1 protein-coding gene (running past one end of the window) is annotated in these 18880 nt (G+C 74.6%); it reads left to right on the forward strand.

Going from position 1 to position 18880, the window contains the following annotated elements; genetic code table 11:
• Positions 1-74 precede the first annotated feature (74 nt).
• Positions 75-18880, forward strand: partial view of an SDR family NAD(P)-dependent oxidoreductase gene (locus tag ABTZ03_RS16165; protein WP_350513592.1) — the 5' portion only. Its footprint extends 11710 nt past the window's final position; only the first 18806 of its 30516 coding nucleotides appear in the window; it begins with the start codon at positions 75-77; the stop codon falls past the right edge of the window.

Consider the following 18880-nt stretch of genomic DNA (forward strand, 5'->3'; position numbering starts at 1 on the left):
GGCAGCACCCGCCCCGCCCCGCGCCACCGGCCGCCGACCCGTACCACCCTTCCGAACTGCGAGGTTTCCCACCCATGGCCAGCACCTCCGAGGACAGGCTCCGCGACTACCTCAAGAAGGTCACCGCGGACCTGCGGCGCACCAGGCTGCGGCTGGAGTCCGTCGAGGCCAGGGACGCCGAGCCGATCGCGATCATCGGGATGGCTTGCCGCTACCCCGGCGGCGTGCGCACCCCGGAGGACCTGTGGCGGCTGGTCGCCGACGGCGCCGACGCCATCGGCGAACTCCCCGCCGACCGCGGCTGGGACACCGAGGCGCTCTACGACCCCACCCCCGGCACCCCCGGCAAGAGCTATGTGCGGCACGGCGGATTCCTCGACGGCGTGGCCGACTTCGACGCCGAACTGTTCGGCATCGCCCCGCGCGAGGCCCTCGCCATGGACCCGCAGCAGCGGCTCCTGCTGGAGTCCGCCTGGGAGGCGATCGAACGCGCCCGGATCGCCCCCGCCGCGCTGCGCGGCAGCGACACGGGTGTGTTCATCGGCGGCGCCGACACCGACTACGGCTCGCTGGCCCGGCAGGCCGAGGAGACCGAGGGCCACCTGCTCACCGGCGGAGCCGTCAGCGTGCTCTCCGGCCGGATCTCCTACACCCTCGGCCTGGAGGGCCCGGCCGTCACCGTCGACACCGCCTGCTCCTCCGCCCTGGTCGCCCTCCACCTCGCCGTCCGCGCGCTGCGGGCCGGCGAATGCTCGCTGGCCGTCGCGGGCGGCGTCGCCGTCATGCCCACCACCCGGCTGTTCACCGAGTTCTCCCGGCAACGCGGGCTCGCCCCCGACGGCCGGTGCAAGCCCTTCGCGGAGGCGGCCGACGGCACCTCCTGGGCCGAGGGCGTCGGCGTCCTGCTGGTCGAACGGCTCTCGGACGCCCGACGCCTCGGGCACGAGGTGCTGGCCGTGGTCCGCGGCACCGCCGTCAACCAGGACGGCGCCAGCAGCCGCCTGACCGCCCCCAACGGACCCTCCCAGCAGCGGGTCATCCAGGCCGCCCTGGCCAACGCCCGGCTCACCCCCGACCAGGTCGACGCCGTCGAGGCGCACGGCACCGGCACCACCCTGGGCGACCCGATCGAGGCCCAGGCCCTGCTGGCCACCTACGGCCGGAACCGGCCCGCCGACCGGCCGCTGTACCTCGGCGGCGTCAAGTCCAACCTCGGGCACGCCCAGGCGGCGGCCGGCGTGGCGGGCGTGATCAAGACGGTGATGGCCCTGCGCGCCGGGGTGCTGCCGCGCACCCTGCACGTCGACGAGCCCTCCTCGCACGTGGACTGGACGGAGGGGGCCGTCGAACTGCTGGCCGAGGCCCGGGACTGGCCGGAGACCGGCCGCCCGCGCCGGGCCGGGGTGTCGGCGTTCGGGATCAGCGGGACCAATGCGCACGTGGTGCTGGAACAGGCCGAGGAGGCGGCCGACGTGGCGGCTCCCGAGGACGCGGCACCGGCGCCGGGCGTGCTGCCCTGGGTGCTGAGCGGCCGGACCGGGGACGCGCTGCGCGCCCAGGCGGCACGGCTGCTGGACGCCGGTGCGGCCGGACAGCCGACCGGGGACCTGGCGTGGTCGCTGGCGACCAGCCGGTCGCTGCTCAACCACCGGGCCGTGGTGGTGGGTTCGGGGCGGGAGGAGCTGCTGCGCGGGCTCGGCGCACTCGCGGCGGGTGTGGCGGCGGGTACGGCGGCGGGTACGGGTGCGGCCGGGGTCGTCGAGGGTGTGGTGCGAAGTGGCGGGACGGCGTTCCTGTTCTCCGGTCAGGGCTCGCAACGGCTGGGCATGGGACGGGAGTTGTACGAACGGTTCCCGGTGTTCGCGGCGGCCTTCGACGAGGTGTGTGCCGCGCTGGACCTGCCGGTGCGCGAGGTGGTGTGGGGCGACGACGCGGAACTGCTGAACCGGACCTCCTTCGCCCAGGCGGGGCTGTTCGCGGTGGAGGTGGCGCTGTTCCGGCTGGTCGAATCGCTGGGCGTACGGCCGGAGTTCGTGGCCGGGCATTCGATCGGCGAGGTGGCGGCGGCGCACGTGGCCGGGGTGTTCTCGCTCGCGGACGCCTGCACCCTGGTGGCGGCCCGGGGCCGGTTGATGCAGGCCCTGCCCTCCGGTGGGGCCATGCTCGCCGTGCAGGCCACGGAGGAGGAAGTCCGCCCGCTGCTGGGCGAGTCGGTGTCGATCGCGGCCGTGAACGGCCCTCGGTCCGTCGTCGTCTCCGGCACGGAGGAGGCCGTCGAGGCGATCCGTCAGCACTTCGCCGACCGGAAGACCACCCGGCTGCGCGTCTCGCACGCCTTCCACTCCCCGCTGATGGACCCGATGCTGGACGACTTCCGTACGGTCCTCAACGGCCTGACGTACCAGGCCCCTTCGATCCAGGTCGTCTCCAACCTGACCGGCGGGATCGCCCGCGACCTCCAGTCGCCTGAGTACTGGGTGCGGCACGTCCGCGAGGCCGTCCGCTTCGCCGACGGCATCCGCGCGCTGGAGGCGGCCGGCGTCACCCGCTTCCTGGAACTCGGCCCGGACGGTGTGCTCACCGCGATGGCGGCCGACTCCCTCACCGGCGAAGCCGTGCTGGCCTCCGTCCTCCGCAAGGACCGGCCCGAGGAGCCCGGCGTCCTCACCGCGCTCGCCCGACTGCACGTCACCGGCGCGACCGTCGACTGGGCCGCCCTGTTCACCGGCACCGCCGTCCGCACCGTGGACCTGCCCACCTACGCTTTCCAGCACCGCCGCTACTGGCCCACCCCCGCGCCGACCGGCACCGGCGACCTGGGCGCCGCCGGCCTGGCCGCCGCCGACCACCCGCTGCTCGCCGCCGCCCTCGAACTCTCCGACGACGGCGGCCTGTTGTTCACCTCCCGGCTCTCCCGGCAGACCCACCCCTGGCTCGCCGACCACGTCGTCCGCGGCGAGGTCCTGCTGCCCGGCACCGCCTTCCTCGAACTCGCCGTCCGGGCGGGCGACGAGGCCGGCTGCGACCGCGTCGAGGAACTCACCCTGGCCGCGCCGCTGGTGCTGCCCGAGCACGGCGGCGTCCAGCTGCAACTGCGCGTCGGCGCGGCCGAGGAGAACGGCCGGCGCACCTTCGTGATCGCCTCCCGCTCCGAGGGCGCCGACGGCCGCGGCTGGGACCAGCACGCGACCGGCGCCCTGGCCGTGGGCGACACCCGCACGGCCTTCGACACCTCGACCTGGCCGCCCATGGACGCCGAGGCGGTCGACCTGACCGGCCTGTACGAGGGCATGGCGGACGGCGGGTACGCCTACGGCCCGGCGTTCCAGGGCCTGCGGGCGGCCTGGCGCCGTGGCGACGAGGTTTTCGCCGAGGTCGCGCTGCCGGAGGGCACCGAGGGCGCCGGCTACGGCCTGCACCCGGCGCTGCTGGATGCCGCCCTGCATGTGACGGCCGTCAACGGCATGCCGCACGGCGTGGTGCCCTTCGTCTGGGAGGAGGTGTCGCTGCACGCCTCCGGAGCCTCCGCGGTGCGGGTGCGGGTCACCCGGACCGGTGAGGAGTCCGTCGCGGTGGCGGTCGCCGACACCGAGGGACTGCCGGTGGCCTCGGTCGGGTCGCTGGCCCTGCGGGCGGCGGCCCCGGCCGGGGCGGCGACGGCCGCGGGCCGGGACGCGCTGTTCCGGGTGGACTGGGTGCCGGTGGAGCCGGTCGCGGCGGAGTTCGTGGCGGTGGCCTCGCTGGCGGAGGTGCCGGGGGAGGTGCCGCCGGTGGTGGTCGTGCGACCGGTTGTCGAGGGGGTGCACGAGCGGTCGGCGTGGGCCCTGGAGTTGGTGCAGGGCTGGTTGGCGGAGGAGCGGTTCGCCGGGTCCCGGCTGGTGTTTGTGACGCGTGGCGTGGTGGCTGGTGAGGACCTCGCCGGAGCTGCTGTGTGGGGCCTGGTGCGATCCGCGCAGTCGGAGGAGCCGGGCCGGTTCGGGCTCGTGGACATCGCGGGGGAGGGCGAACTGACGCCTGCCGCCCTCGGGTTGGACGAGCCGCAACTGCTGCTCCGGGACGGCCGGGTGCTGGCCGCCCGGCTGGCGCGTGCCGCCCGCGGCACGGACGAGCCGGTGGCCTGGGCCGGTGCGGGCGCCGTCCTGATCACCGGCGGGACGGGCGGCCTGGGCCGGGTCATCGCCCGGCACCTGGTGGCCGAGCACGGCGTGCGCAGCCTGCTGCTGGTGAGCCGACGCGGCCCGGCCGCCGAGGGTGTCGACGAACTGCTCGCCGAGCTGGCCGAGTCGGGAGCCGAGGCGGCCGTCGAGGCCTGCGACGTGGCCGATCGGACGGCCGTCGCGGAGCTGTTCGCCCGGCACGAGATCCGTGCGGTGGTCCACACGGCCGGGGTCATCGACGACGGCGTGATCGGCTCGCTCACCCCCGACCGGCTGTCGGCCGTGCTGCGCCCGAAGGCGGACGCCGCCTGGAACCTCCACCAGGCCACCGAAGACCGCGAGTTGGCGGCCTTCGTGCTGTTCTCCTCGGTCTCCGGCGTGTTCGGCGGCCCGGGCCAGGCCGCCTATGCGTCGGGCAACGCCTACCTGGACGCCCTGGCCGTGCACCGCCGCTCGCTCGGCCTGCCCGCCGTCTCCCAGGCCTGGGGCCCGTGGACCCGCGACGGCGGCATGACCGCCACCCTCGCCGAGGTCGACCTGCACCGGATCGCCCGCTCGGGCCTGCCGGAACTCACCCCCGCCGAGGGCGCGGCTCTCTTCGACGCCTCGCTCGCGACCGGCGAGCCCGCGATCCTGCCCGTGCGCCTGGACCTCGCCGTGCTGCGGACCCAGGAGCCGGTGCCCGCGCTGCTGCGCGCCCTGGTGCGCGGCCGGGTCCGACGCGCGGTGGTCGCGGGGTCGGCCGGGTCGGCGGCGCTGGCGCAGCGGCTGTCCGCGCTGGGCGGTGACGAGCGGCGCTCGGCGGTGCTGGAGCTGGTGCGTGACCAGATCGCGGTGGTGCTGGGACACGAGGGCGGCGCGGCGGTCGACCCGTCGCGGGCGTTCCAGGACCTCGGCTTCGACTCGCTGACGGCGGTCGAGCTGCGCAACCGGCTGCGATCGGTGACCGGTCTCCAGCTGCCGGCGACGGTGGTGTTCGACTACCCGACGGCGGGCGCGCTGGCCGGCTTCCTGCTGGAGGGCCTGTACGGCGCCGAGACCGTGATGGAGACTCCCCGGGCGGTGCTCGCGCCGTCGGAGGATCCGATCGTGATCGTCGGTATGGCCTGCCGCTACCCGGGCGGGGTGCGCTCGCCCGAGGAGCTGTGGCGGCTGGTGGCGGACGGCGTGGACGCCGTGTCGGAGTTCCCGACGAACCGCGGCTGGGACCTCGACGCGCTGCACAGCGAGGACCGGTCGGCACCGGGCACCTCGTACACCCGGATGGGCTCCTTCCTGCACGACGCCGGGGAGTTCGACCCCGAGTTCTTCGGGATGAGCCCGCGCGAGGCGCTGGCCACGGACGCCCAGCAGCGGCTGCTGCTGGAGACCTCCTGGGAGGCGTTCGAGCGGGCGGGCATCGACCCGGTGTCGCTGCGCGGCAGCCGGACCGGTGTGTTCGCGGGTGTCATGTACACCGACTACCGCGCGCTGCTGGACGGCGAGGAGTTCGAGGGCTTCCGGGGCAACGGCAGCGCCCCGAGCGTCGCCTCCGGGCGGGTCTCCTACATCTTCGGGTTCGAGGGTCCGGCGGTGACGGTGGACACGGCGTGCTCGTCCTCGCTGGTGGCGATGCACCTGGCGGCCCAGGCGCTGCGCGGCGGCGAGTGCTCGTTGGCGCTGGCCGGCGGCGTGACGGTGATGTCGACGCCGGGCACTTTCGTGGAGTTCTCGCGGCAGGGCGGGCTGTCGGCGGACGGGCGGTGCCGGTCGTTCGCGGAGGCGGCGGACGGGGTCGGCTGGGGCGAAGGCGTCGGGGTCGTGGTGCTGGAGCGGCTGTCGGACGCCCGGCGCAACGGGCACCGGGTGCTGGCGGTGCTGCGCGGCTCGGCCGTCAATCAGGACGGTGCGTCCAACGGGCTGACGGCGCCGAACGGGCCTTCGCAGCAGCGGGTGATCCGGCAGGCGTTGGCGAGTGCGGGGCTGTCGACGGCGGACGTCGACGCCGTCGAGGCGCACGGGACCGGGACGACGCTGGGTGATCCGATCGAGGCGCAGGCGCTGCTGGCGACGTACGGGCAGGACCGTGAACTGCCGTTGCTGCTGGGGTCGATCAAGTCGAACATCGGGCACGCCCAGGCGGCGGCCGGTGTGGCGGGCGTGATCAAGATGGTGCTGGCGATGCAGCATGGGACGCTGCCGCGCACGCTGCACGTGGATGCGGCGTCCTCGCACGTGGACTGGACGGCGGGTGCGGTCGAGCTGCTGGCGGAGGGTGCGGCGTGGCCGGCCACCGACCGTCCGCGTCGGGCGGGCGTGTCCTCCTTCGGGATCAGCGGCACCAACGCGCACGTGATCCTGGAGCAGGCCGAATCCGAGGCCGTACCAGACGCTGCGGTCGTGGCGGGATCGATGCCCTGGGTGGTATCGGCGAAGACGCCGGAGGCACTGGAAGCGCAGCTGGTGCGGTTGACTGAGCCTCGTGAACTCCCGGCTGCGGATGTGGCGTTCACCCTGGCGGGGCGGTCGCGGTTCGCGCACCGCGCGGTGCTGGTGGACGGTGTCGAGGTGGCACGGGGGACGGCGGCGGAGGGCAGGAGTGCGTTCCTGTTCTCCGGGCAGGGCTCGCAGCGGCTCGGGATGGGCCGGGAGTTGTACGGCCGGTTCCCGGTGTTCGCGGCGGCCTTCGACGCGGTGTGCGAGCAATTCGAGCTGCCGCTGCGGGAGGTCGTGTGGGGCGAGGACGAGGAGCTGCTGAACCGGACCGACTACGCCCAGGCCGGGCTGTTCGCGGTCGAGGTGGCGTTGTTCCGGTTGGTCGAGTCGCTGGGTGTGCGGCCGGAGTTCGTGGCCGGGCACTCGATCGGCGAGGTCGCGGCGGCGCATGTGGCCGGGGTGTTCTCGCTGGCGGACGCCTGTGCGTTGGTCTCCGCCCGTGGCCGGCTGATGCAGGCGCTGCCGTCCGGTGGGGCGATGCTCGCGGTGCAGGCGACGGAGGAGGAAGTTCGGCCGCTGCTCGGCGAGTTGGTGTCGATAGCGGCCGTGAACGGCCCTCGGTCCGTCGTCGTCTCGGGCACGGAGGAGGCGGTGACCGGGATCGAGGCGCACTTCGCCGACCGGAAGACCACCCGGCTGCGGGTCTCGCACGCGTTCCACTCGCCGCTGATGGACCCGATGCTGGACGACTTCCGGGACGTTCTCAACGGCCTGACATACCAGGCTCCTTCGATCCCGGTCGTCTCCAACCTGACCGGCGGGATTGCTGAGGACCTTCGGGCGCCGGAGTACTGGGTGCGGCACGTCCGCGAGGCCGTCCGCTTCGCCGACGGCGTCCGCGCGCTGGAGGCGGCGGGAGTCACCCGCTTCCTGGAGCTCGGCCCGGACGGTGTGCTCACCGGCATGGCCGCCGGTTCGCTCTCCGGTGACGCCGTACTGGCCACGGCGCTCCGCAAGGGCCGGCCCGAGGACACGACCATCCTGACCGCCCTGGCCCACCTGCACGTCTCCGGCGCGCCCGTCGACTGGTCCGCGCTGTTCACCGGCACCGCCGCCCGGCACGTCGACCTCCCGACGTACGCCTTCCAGCACCGCCCGTACTGGCCGGCGGTCACGCTCACCCGTGGCGGCGACGTCCGGCTCGCGGGCCTCGGTGCGGCCGAGCACCCGCTGCTCGGCGCCGCCGTCGAGCTCGTCCACACCGACGGCTACCTGTTCACCGGCCGCCTGTCGGTGGCGATGCACGGGTGGCTGGCGGACCATGTGGTGCACGGGTCGGTGCTGGTGCCGGGCACAGCGCTGGTGGAGCTGGCGGTGCGGGCCGGCGACGAGGTCGGCTGCGACCTGGTCGAGGAACTGACCCTTGCGGCGCCGCTGGTCCTGCCCGAGCGGGGCGGGGTCCGGGTGCAGGTGTGGGTCGGTGAGCCGGACGCGTCCGGACGGCGCGCCGTCACCGTGCACGCCCGGCCGGACGGCGAGGAGGGGGCCGACTGGACCCTGCACGCGAGTGGTGTGCTGGGGACGGGTGCGGCGCCGGTGGCCTTCGATGCCTCGGTGTGGCCGCCGGTCGGTGCCGAGGCGCTGGACCTGACGGGTCTGTACGAAGGCCTGGCGGAGGCCGGGTTCGGGTACGGTCCGGCGTTCCGGGGTCTGCGGGCGGCCTGGCGTCGTGGGGACGAGGTGTTCGCCGAGGTGGCCCTGCCGGAAGGGGCCGAGGGGGCCGGTTACGGCCTGCACCCGGCGCTGTTCGATGCCTGCCTGCACGGCTTCGCGCTGGCGGACTCGGGCGGGGACGGTGGTGTGCCGTTCGCCTGGGAGGACGTGGCGCTGCACGCCTCGGGGGCTTCGGCGGTCCGGGTGCGGCTGACGCCGACGGCGGGTGGCGGGATGTCGCTGGCGGTCGCCGACACCGAGGGGCGCCCGGTGGCCTCGGTCGGGTCGCTGGTCGTCCGGCCGGTGGCGACGGGTGCGGTGGCGACGGTCGGCCGCAACGACCTGTTCCGGGTGGACTGGGTGCCGGTGGAGCCGGTCGCGGCGGAGTTCGTGGAGGTGGCCTCGCTGGCCGAGGTGCCGGCCGTGGTGCCGCCGGTGGTGGTGGTCCGGTCCGTCGCCGGGGAGGTGCACGAGCGGACGGCCCGGGCGCTGGAGCTGGTGCAGGGCTGGTTGGCGGAGGAGCGTTTCGCCGCCTCCCGGTTGGTTTTCGTGACGGGTGGCGTGGTCGCCGGGGAGGACCTGGCGGGCGCAGCGGTGTGGGGTCTGGTGCGGTCGGCGCAGTCGGAGGAGCCGGGCCGGTTCGGTCTGGTGGACCTGGTCGGCGAGGGCGACCTGTCCTCCGCCCTGGGCCTGGATGAGCAACAACTACTCCTCAGGCAGAGCGAGTTGTCCGCCGCCCGGCTGGTCCGGACGGAACCGGCGACGGAACCGGTGGTGTGGCCGAGCGAGGGCACGGTCCTGATCACCGGCGGCACGGGTGGCCTGGGCCGGTTGGTGGCGCGGCATCTGGCGGGCGAGCACAGCGTGCGCAGCCTGCTGCTGGTAAGCCGACGCGGCCCGGCAGCTGAGGGTGTCGACGAACTGCTGGCCGATCTGGCCGAGTTGGGTGCCGAGGCGGCCGTCGAGGCCTGCGATGTGGCCGATGAGGCCGCCGTGGCGGAGTTGTTCGCCCGGCACGAGATCCGTGGGGTCGTTCACACGGCCGGGGTGCTCGACGATGGTGTGGTCGGTTCGCTGACTCCCGAGCGGTTGTCGGCGGTGCTGCGTCCGAAGGCGGACGCGGCGTGGAACCTGCACCGGGCGGCGGAGAGCGCCGAGGTCTTCGTCCTGTTCTCCTCCATGGCCGGTACCTTCGGCAGCGCGGGTCAGGCCGCCTACGCGGCGGGCAACGCCTACCTGGACGCTCTGGCGGTGCACCGTCGTGCGCAGGGCCGGCCGGCGGTCTCGCTGGCCTGGGGACCGTGGTCCGGCGTGGCCGGGATGACCGGCACCCTCACCGACGCCGAGGCCGAACGGATCGCCCGACTCGGCCTGCCGTCGATCTCCCCGGACCAGGGCGTCGCCCTCTTCGACGCCGCGCTCTCCACCGGCCACCCGGCCGTCCTGCCCGTCCGCCTCGACCCGGCCGCGATGGCCGCGCACGGCGAGGTGCCCGCGCTGCTGCGGGGCCTGGTCCGGGGACGGGTGCGGCGCGCGGTGGTCGCCGGATCGGCCGTGGCGGCGGGCCTGGCGCAGCGCCTGGCCGCCCTCGGTGGCGAGGAGCGGCGCTCGGCGGTGCTGGAGTTGGTGCGCGAGCAGATCGCGGTGGTGCTCGGGCACCAGGGCGGTGCGGCGGTCGACCCGTCGCGGGCGTTCCAGGACCTCGGCTTCGACTCGCTGACGGCGGTGGAACTGCGCAACCGGCTGCGGACCGTGACCGGCCTCCGGCTCCCGGCGACCGTGGTGTTCGACTACCCGACCGCCCTCGCCCTCGCCGGTTTCCTGCTGGACGGCCTGTTCGGCACCGAGAGCGTGGTCGACGTCCCCGAGACGTTGCCGCCCCTGTCGGACGACCCGATCGTGCTCGTGGGGATGGCGTGCCGCTACCCCGGCGGGGTGACCTCGCCCGAGGACCTCTGGCGGCTGGTGGCCGACGGCGTGGACGCGGTGTCCGACTTCCCGACCGACCGCGGCTGGGACGTCGGAGCACTGTACGACCCGAACCCGGACCACACCGGCACGTCGTACACGCGCTCCGGTGGATTCCTGTACACGGCCGGGGAGTTCGACCACGAGTTCTTCGGGATGAGCCCGCGGGAGGCGCTGGCCACGGACGCGCAGCAGCGGCTGCTGCTGGAGACGTCCTGGGAGGCGTTCGAGCGGGCGGGCATCGACCCGGTGTCGCTGCGCGGCAGCAAGACCGGTGTGTTCGCGGGCGTGATGTACGCCGACTACGCGAGCCTGCTCGGCGGTGGCGAGTTCGAGGGGTACCAGGGCAGCGGCAGTGCGGGGAGCGTGGCCTCGGGCCGGGTGTCGTACACGCTGGGCCTGGAGGGCCCGGCGGTGACGGTCGACACCGCCTGCTCGTCCTCGCTGGTGGCGATGCACCTGGCCGCCCAGGCCCTGCGCAGTGGTGAGTGCTCGTTGGCGCTGGCCGGCGGTGTGACGGTGATGTCCACCCCGAACACCTTCGTGGAGTTCTCGCGGCAGGGCGGGTTGTCGGCGGACGGGCGGTGCCGGTCGTTCGCGGAGGCGGCGGACGGGGTCGGCTGGGGCGAGGGCGTCGGCATGGTCGTGCTGGAGTGCCTCTCGGACGCCCGGCGCAACGGGCATCGCGTACTGGCCGTTCTGCGTGGCAGTGCGGTCAACCAGGACGGCGCGTCGAACGGTCTGACCGCGCCGAACGGGCCCTCGCAGCAGCGGGTGATCCGGCAGGCGCTGGCCAGTGGCGGACTCTCACCGGCCGATGTCGACGCCGTCGAGGCGCACGGGACCGGGACGACGCTGGGCGACCCGATCGAGGCACAGGCGCTCCTCGCGACCTATGGCCAGGACCGTGAACTGCCCCTGCTCCTCGGCTCGATCAAGTCGAACATCGGGCACGCCCAGGCGGCGGCCGGTGTGGCCGGCGTGATCAAGATGATCCTCGCCATGCAGCACGGGACTCTTCCCCGCACCCTGCACGTGGACGCGCCGTCCTCGCACGTGGACTGGACGGCGGGCGCGGTGGAACTGCTGACCGAGGGCACCGCGTGGCCGGCCACCGACCGTCCGCGTCGGGCGGGCGTCTCCTCCTTCGGGATCAGCGGCACCAACGCCCACGTGATCCTGGAGCAGGCCGAACCCGAGGCCGCGCAGGAGGCTTCGGTCGCCCCGGCGGCGATGCCCTGGGTGGTCTCGGCCAAGTCCGAGGCCGCACTCGACGGCCAGGCCGCGCAACTCGCGGAGCTCGACGGCGTGTCGGCTCTGGACGTGGGTCTGACGCTCGCCGGTCGGTCGCGCTTCGTGCACCGCGCGGTGCTGGTGGACGGTGTCGAGGTGGCTCGGGGTGCGGCTACGGAGGGTCGTAGCGCAGTCCTCTTCTCCGGGCAGGGATCGCAACGGCTCGGGATGGGACGGGAGTTGTACGCTCGCTTCCCGGTGTTCGCGGCGGCCTTCGACGCGGTGTGCGAGCAGTTCGAGCTGCCGCTGCGGGAGGCGATGTGGGGTGCGGACGAGGAGCTGCTGAACCGGACGGACTACGCCCAGGCCGGGCTGTTCGCCGTCGAGGTGGCGCTGTTCCGACTCGTCGAATCGCTGGGGGTGCGGCCGGAGTTCGTGGCCGGTCACTCGATCGGCGAGATCGCGGCCGCACACGTCGCCGGGGTGTTCTCGCTGGCGGACGCCTGCGCGCTGGTCGCGGCTCGTGGCCGCCTGATGCAGGCGCTGCCGTCCGGCGGCGCGATGCTCGCCGTACAGGCCACGGAGGACGAAGTCCGGCCGCTGCTGGGTGACTTGGTGTCGATTGCGGCCGTCAACGGTTCTCTGGCCGTCGTCGTCTCGGGCGCGGAGGAGTCCGTCGCCGCGATCGAGACGCACTTCGCCGATCGTCGGACGACCCGCCTGCGGGTCTCGCACGCCTTCCACTCGCCGCTGATGGACCCGATGCTCGACGACTTCCGCGCAGTCCTCAACGGCCTGACGTTCCAGGCGCCTTCGATCCCCGTCGTCTCCAACCTCACCGGCGGCATCGCCGAGGACCTCCAGTCGCCCGAGTACTGGGTGCGCCACGTCCGCGAGGCCGTCCGCTTCGCCGACGGCATCCGCACCCTCCACGATCACGGCGTCCGCCGCTTCCTGGAGCTCGGCCCCGACGCCGTCCTCACCGCCCTCACCGCGAGCGCGCTGCCAGACGGCGAGGCCGACGACGCCGTCACCGCCCCGGCCCTGCGCCGGAACCGCCCCGAGGAACACACCCTCGTGGAGGCCCTCGCCCACCTCTACGTTGACGGCACGAAGGTCGACTGGGCCGCCCTGTTCGCCGACACCGGCGCCCGGCGCGTCGACCTCCCGACCTACGCGTTCCAGCGCCGCCGCTTCTGGCCCGCCCCGCGACCCGCCCACGGCGGCGACGTCCGCGCCGCCGGCCTTGCGGCCAGCACGCACCCGCTGTTCGGCGCTGCGGTCGACCTGGCCGACGAGGACGGATTGGTGCTCACCGGCCGCCTGTCGACGGCCTCCTTCCCGTGGCTGGCCGACCACGTCGTCCAGGGCCGGGTCCTGCTGCCCGGCGCCGGCCTGCTGGAACTCGCGCTGCGCGCCGCCGCCGAGGTCGGCTGCGAGCTGGTGGAGGAACTGACCCTGGCCGCGCCGCTGCTGCTGCCCGAGCAGGGCGCCGTCCAACTGCAACTGCGGGTCGGTGGACCGGATGCGGCCGGTCGGCGGGAGTTGGGTATCCACTCCCGGCCGGACAGTGATCCGGACGCCGGGTGGGTGCAGCACGCGGCGGGTTCGCTGGCCGAATCCGCAGTCGGGACGGGGGAGTTCGACGCCTCGGTCTGGCCGCCGACCGGTGCGGAGACCCTGCCGCTGGAGGGCGCGTACGAGCGGATGGCCGAGGCCGGGTTCGGCTACGGCCCCGCCTTCCAGGGGCTCCGCGCGGCCTGGCGTCGTGGGAACGAGCTGTTCGCGGACGTCGAACTCCCCGACGGCGTCGGCTCGGAGGGCTTCGGCGTGCACCCCGCCCTCCTCGACGCGGCCCTGCACGTCGCCATCGTGGACGCCGGGAGCGACGACACCGTGGTCCCGTTCGCCTGGACGGGCGCGGCGCTCCGCGCCGTCGGTGCCTCAGCGGTCCGGGTGCGGATCGTCCGGCTCGACGGTGGCGGGCTGCGGCTCGACCTCGCCGACCCGGCGGGCGCTCCCGTGCTGACGGTGGACGCCGTACAGGGCCGCGCCGTGTCGGCGGAGCAGCTGGGCTCGGCCGATCCGCTCTACGCGGTCGACTGGTCCGAGCTGCCGGCCGCCCCGGAGCCGGCCACGGCGTGGACCGCCTGGAATGATCTGCCCACCGAGGGCCCGGCGCCCGCCACGGTCGTCCTGGACTGCTCGACCGTGACCGTATCTGCGGACGATGTCCCTGCCGCCGTCCGCGAGGTGACGGACCGCGTCCTGCGCGTGGTGCAGAGCTGGCTGGTGGAGGAGCGGTTCGCGGCCTCCCGGTTGGTCGTGGTGACGCGTGGCGCGGTGGCGGTGCGCGAAGGCGAGCCGGTGGATGTGGTGCAGGCGCCGGTGTGGGGTCTGCTGCGGTCGGCGCTGGCCGAGAACCCGGGTCGTTTCGCGCTGCTGGACACGGACGGCGAGGTGGTGGTCACCGCCGAGCCGGAGTCCGCCGTCCGTGCCGGTGAGGTCCTCGTGCCGCGCCTGACCCAGCTCCCCACGCAGGACGGTCCGTTGTCCGTCGGTGCGGAGGACACGGTGCTGATCACCGGCGGCACCGGCGGCCTGGGCGCCGTCGTGGCCTGTTACCTGGCCACCGAGCGTGGCGTGCGGAGTCTGGTGCTGACGAGCCGCCGGGGCCTGGAGGCTCCGGGTGCGGCGGAGTTGGTCGCGGAGTTGTCCGCGCTCGGCGCGTCCGTTGAGGTCCGTGCTTGTGACATGGCTGACCGAGAGGCCGTCGCGGCGCTGGTCGACGCGATCCCGGCACTGTCGGCCGTGGTGCACGCCGCCGGTGTCGGTGACAACGGTCTGGTCGGGGCGCTGACGCCCGAGCGGATGGACGCCGTCCTCGCCCCGAAGGCCGACGGCGCCTGGTACCTGCACGAGCTGACGCAGGACCGCCGCCTCAACGCCTTCGTCCTCTTCTCCTCCGCCGGCGGTCTCGTCCTGACCGCCGGCCAGGGCAACTACGCGGCCGCGAACGTCTTCCTCGACGCCCTCGCCGCCCACCGCCACGCGCTCGGCCTGCCCGCCACCTCCCTCGCCTACGGCCTGTGGGACGTCGGCGCCGGCCTCGGCCGCGACCTCGCCGAGGTCGACCGCCACCGGATGGCCGTCCAGGGCGTCCCCGTCCTCGACCACGACGCCGGTCTGGACCTGTTCGCCGCCGCCCTGCGCACCGAGCGCGCCGCCGTCGCCGCGATCCGGGTCGACCGGGCCGCCCTGCGCGCCCGCACCGACGAGCTGCCCGCCCTGCTGCGCGGCCTCGCCGCCCCGCGCCGCCGGCCCGCGCTCCCCGCGAGCGGCCGCGCCGCCGGGACCGGTCTCGCCCAGCGCCTCGCCGGGCTGGGGGAGAGCGAGCGCCGCCGCCTGGCGCTGGACCTCGTGCGGACGGAGGTCGCGGCCGTGCTCGGCCACGCCTCCGCCGAGGAGGTCACGCCCGAGCGCGCGTTCCAGGAGCTCGGCTTCGACTCCCTCGCCGCCACCGACCTGCGCAACCGCCTCAACCAGCGCACCGGACTGCGGCTGCCCGCCACCCTCGCCTTCGACCACCCCAACGCCCGGGCCGTGGCGGCCCACCTCCTCGACCTGGCCGGGGCGGGCGAGGAACCGGCGCCGACGGACGGGACACACCCCCGGCCGGACACCTCCGACGACCCGATCGCGATCGTCGGCATGGCCTGCCGCTACCCCGGCGGCGCGGCCTCGCCCGAGGCGCTGTGGCAGCTCCTGACGGACGGCGTCGACACGGTGACCGAGCTGCCGACCGACCGCGGCTGGGACCTCGGGAGCCTCTACGACCCCGAGCCCGGCAAGGAGGGCCGCAGCTACACCCGCCACGGCAGCTTCCTGCACGACGCCGGCGACTTCGACCCCGGCCTGTTCGGGATCTCCCCGCGCGAGGCCCTCTACATGGACCCGCAGCAGCGGCTCCTGCTGGAGACCTCGTGGGAGGCGCTGGAGCGGGCGGGCATCGACCCGCTGTCGCTGCGGGGCAGCCGGACCGGCGTCTTCGCCGGCCTGATGTACCACGACTACGCGCTCAACACGAACCCCTCGGGCACCAGCGGCGGCAGCGTGGTCTCGGGCCGGGTCTCGTACACGCTGGGCCTGGAGGGCCCGGCGGTGACGGTCGACACGGCCTGCTCCTCCTCGCTGGTCGCCCTGCACCTGGCCGTCCAGGCGCTGCGCAGCGGCGAGTGCTCGCTGGCCCTCGCGGGCGGCGCCACGGTGATGGCGACGCCGGGCATGTTCATCGAGTTCTCCCGGCAGCGCGGCCTGTCGGCGGACGGCCGGTGCAAGGCCTTCGCCGGTGCGGCGGACGGCGTGGGCTGGTCCGAGGGCGTCGGCGTGCTGCTCGTGGAGCGGCTCTCCGACGCGCGGCGGAACGGCCACCGGGTGCTGGCGGTGATCCGTGGCACGGCCGTCAACCAGGACGGCGCGAGCAACGGGTTCTCGGCGCCGAACGGGCCGTCGCAGCAGCGGGTGATCCGGCAGGCGCTGGCGAGTGCCGGACTGTCGACGGCGGACGTCGACGCGGTCGAGGCGCACGGCACCGGGACGACGCTGGGCGACCCGATCGAGGCGCAGGCGCTGATCGCGACGTACGGCCAGGACCGTGAACTGCCGTTGCTACTCGGCTCGATCAAGTCGAACCTCGGGCACGCCCAGGCGGCGGCCGGGGTGGCCGGCGTGATCAAGATGGTGCTGGCGATGCAGCACGGCGTCCTGCCGAAGTCCCTGCACATCGACCGGCCCTCGCCGCACGTGGACTGGTCCGAGGGCGCGGTCGAGCTACTCGCCGAGGCCCGGGACTGGCCGGAGACCGGCCGGCCCCGGCGGGCGGGTGTGTCCGCGTTCGGGATCAGCGGGACCAACGCCCATGTGATCGTCGAGCAGGCACCCGAGGCGGCGCCCGCACCCGCGCCCGAAGCGACCGCCGACCGGCCGGAGTCGGGCACCCTGCCCTGGCTGCTCGCCGCGGCGACACCGGACGCCCTCCGGGCACAGGCCGGGCGGCTCGCCGCCTTCCTCGGCGCGCGCCCGGAACTCGACGCCCTCGACGTCGCGCACTCCCTGGCGGCCACCCGCTCCGCGCTGGAGCACCGGGCGGTGCTGCTCGGTACGGACCGGGCGGAGCTGCTGGCCGGGCTGGACGCGCTGAGCCGCGGTGAACTCCTCCCCGGCACGGCCGTCTCGTCGGCCCGGGCGGGCGGGGCGACAGCGTTCCTGTTCTCCGGGCAGGGGTCGCAACGGCTGGGGATGGGGCGGGAGTTGTACGGCCGGTTCCCGGTGTTCGCGGCGGCCTTCGACGAGGTGTGTGCCGCGCTGGAGGTTCCGGTGCGGGAGGTCGTCTGGGGGACGGACCAAGAGCTGCTGAACCGGACGGAGTTCGCCCAGGCCGGGTTGTTAGCGGTCGAGGTGGCGTTGTTCCGGCTGGTCGAATCGCTGGGTGTGCGGCCGGAGTTCGTGGCCGGGCACTCGATCGGCGAGGTCGCGGCCGCGTACGTGGCCGGGGTGTTCTCGCTGGCGGACGCGTGTGCACTGGTGGCGGCCCGTGGCCGGTTGATGCAGGCCCTGCCGGAGGGCGGGGCGATGCTCGCGGTGCAGGCCACGGAGGAGGAAGTCCGGCCCCTGGTCGGTGAGTTGGTGTCGATCGCGGCCGTCAACGGACCGACGTCCGTGGTCGTCTCGGGTGCGGAGGAGGCTGTCGCGTCCATCGAGGCGCACTTCGCCGATCGTCGGACGACCCGGCTGCGGGTCTCGCACGCCTTCCACTCCCCGCTGATGGACCCGATGCTGGACGACTTCCGCGCGGTCCTCAACGGCCTGACGTACCAAGCCCCTTCGATCCCGGTCGTCTCCAACCTGACCGGCGGGATCGCCCACGACCTCCAAGCCCCCGACTACTGGGTGCGGCACGTCCGCGAGGCCGTCCGCTTCGCCGACGGCATCCGCACGCTGCACGAGGCAGGGGTTCGCCGGTACCTGGAGCTCGGCCCCGACGCCGTCCTCACCAACCTGGTGCAGGGCGTCCTCGACGACCCGACCGCCGCCGGCACCTGCGTCGTCGCCGCCCTGCGCGGCGCGGACCGGGACGAGCCGGCCGGCCTGGTCGCCGCGCTCGGCCGGCTGCACACGGCCGGGGCGGTGGTGGACTGGTCCGGCCTCTTCGCCGGTCGCGGCGCCCGGACGGTCGAGCTGCCCACCTACGCCTTCCAGCACCGCCGCTACTGGCTCGACGCGACGACCCCGCTCGGTGACCCGGGCGCGGTGGGCGTCGACACCGTGACGCACCCGCTGCTCGGCGCCTCCGTCGACCTGTCGCACACGGACGGCTTCCTGCTCACCGGCCGGGTGTCGCTGGACTCGCACCCGTGGCTGGCGGACCACGAGGTCCTGGACACCGTGCTGGTACCGGGTGCGGCCCTGGTCGAGCTCGCGCTGCGCGCCGCCGCCGAGGCCGGGTGCGAACTGCTGGAGGAACTGACCCTGGCCGCGCCGCTGCTGCTGCCCGAGCAGGGCGCCGTCCAACTGCACGTACGGGTCGGTGGGCCGGATGCCGCCGGTCGGCGGGAGTTGGGGATCCACTCCCGGCCGGACGGTGATCCGGAGGCCGGGTGGGTGCGGCACGCGGCGGGTTCGCTGGCCGAATCCGCCATCGGGACGGGGTCGTTCGACGCGTCCGTCTGGCCGCCGGTCGGTGCGGAAGCCCTGCCGATGGACGGCGCGTACGAGCGCCTGGCGGAGGCCGGGTTCGGCTACGGTCCGGTCTTCCGGGGGCTCCGCGCGGCCTGGCGGCGCGGGGACGAGCTGTTCGCCGAGGTCGCGCTGCCGGAGGACGTCGAGGCCGACGGCTTCGGCGTGCACCCGGCGCTGCTGGACGCGGCGATGCACGCCGCGATCCTGGCCGGCGGCGAGCGGGAGACCATGATCCCGTTCGCCTGGACCGGGGTGTCGCTGTCCGCCGCCGGTGCCTCGGCGGTCCGGGTGCGGATCGTCCGGCTCGACGGTGGCGGGCTGCGGCTCGACCTCGTCGACCCGGCCGGCGGCCCGGTGCTCGCCGTGGACTCGATGGTGGGCCGGGCGGTGTCGGCGGAGCGGCTGGGCTCGACCGACCCGCTGTACGGGGTCGAGTGGTCGGAGCTGCCGAACTCGGCTGCGGTGGAAGGCTCCTGGGCGTGCTGGGAGGACGTCTCCGGCTCCTCGGAGCCCGCGCCGGCCGTCGTCGTCCTCGACTGCGGCGACCTCGCGGTGTCCACGGACGTCCCGACGGCGGTCCGCACGTACGTCCACACCGTGTTGGGTGTCGTCCAGGACTGGCTGGCGGAGGAGCGGTTCGCGGCTTCGCGGTTGGT

It is taken from the genome of Kitasatospora sp. NPDC096077 (assembly GCF_040303245.1).
Classification (GTDB): Bacteria; Actinomycetota; Actinomycetes; order Streptomycetales; family Streptomycetaceae; genus Kitasatospora.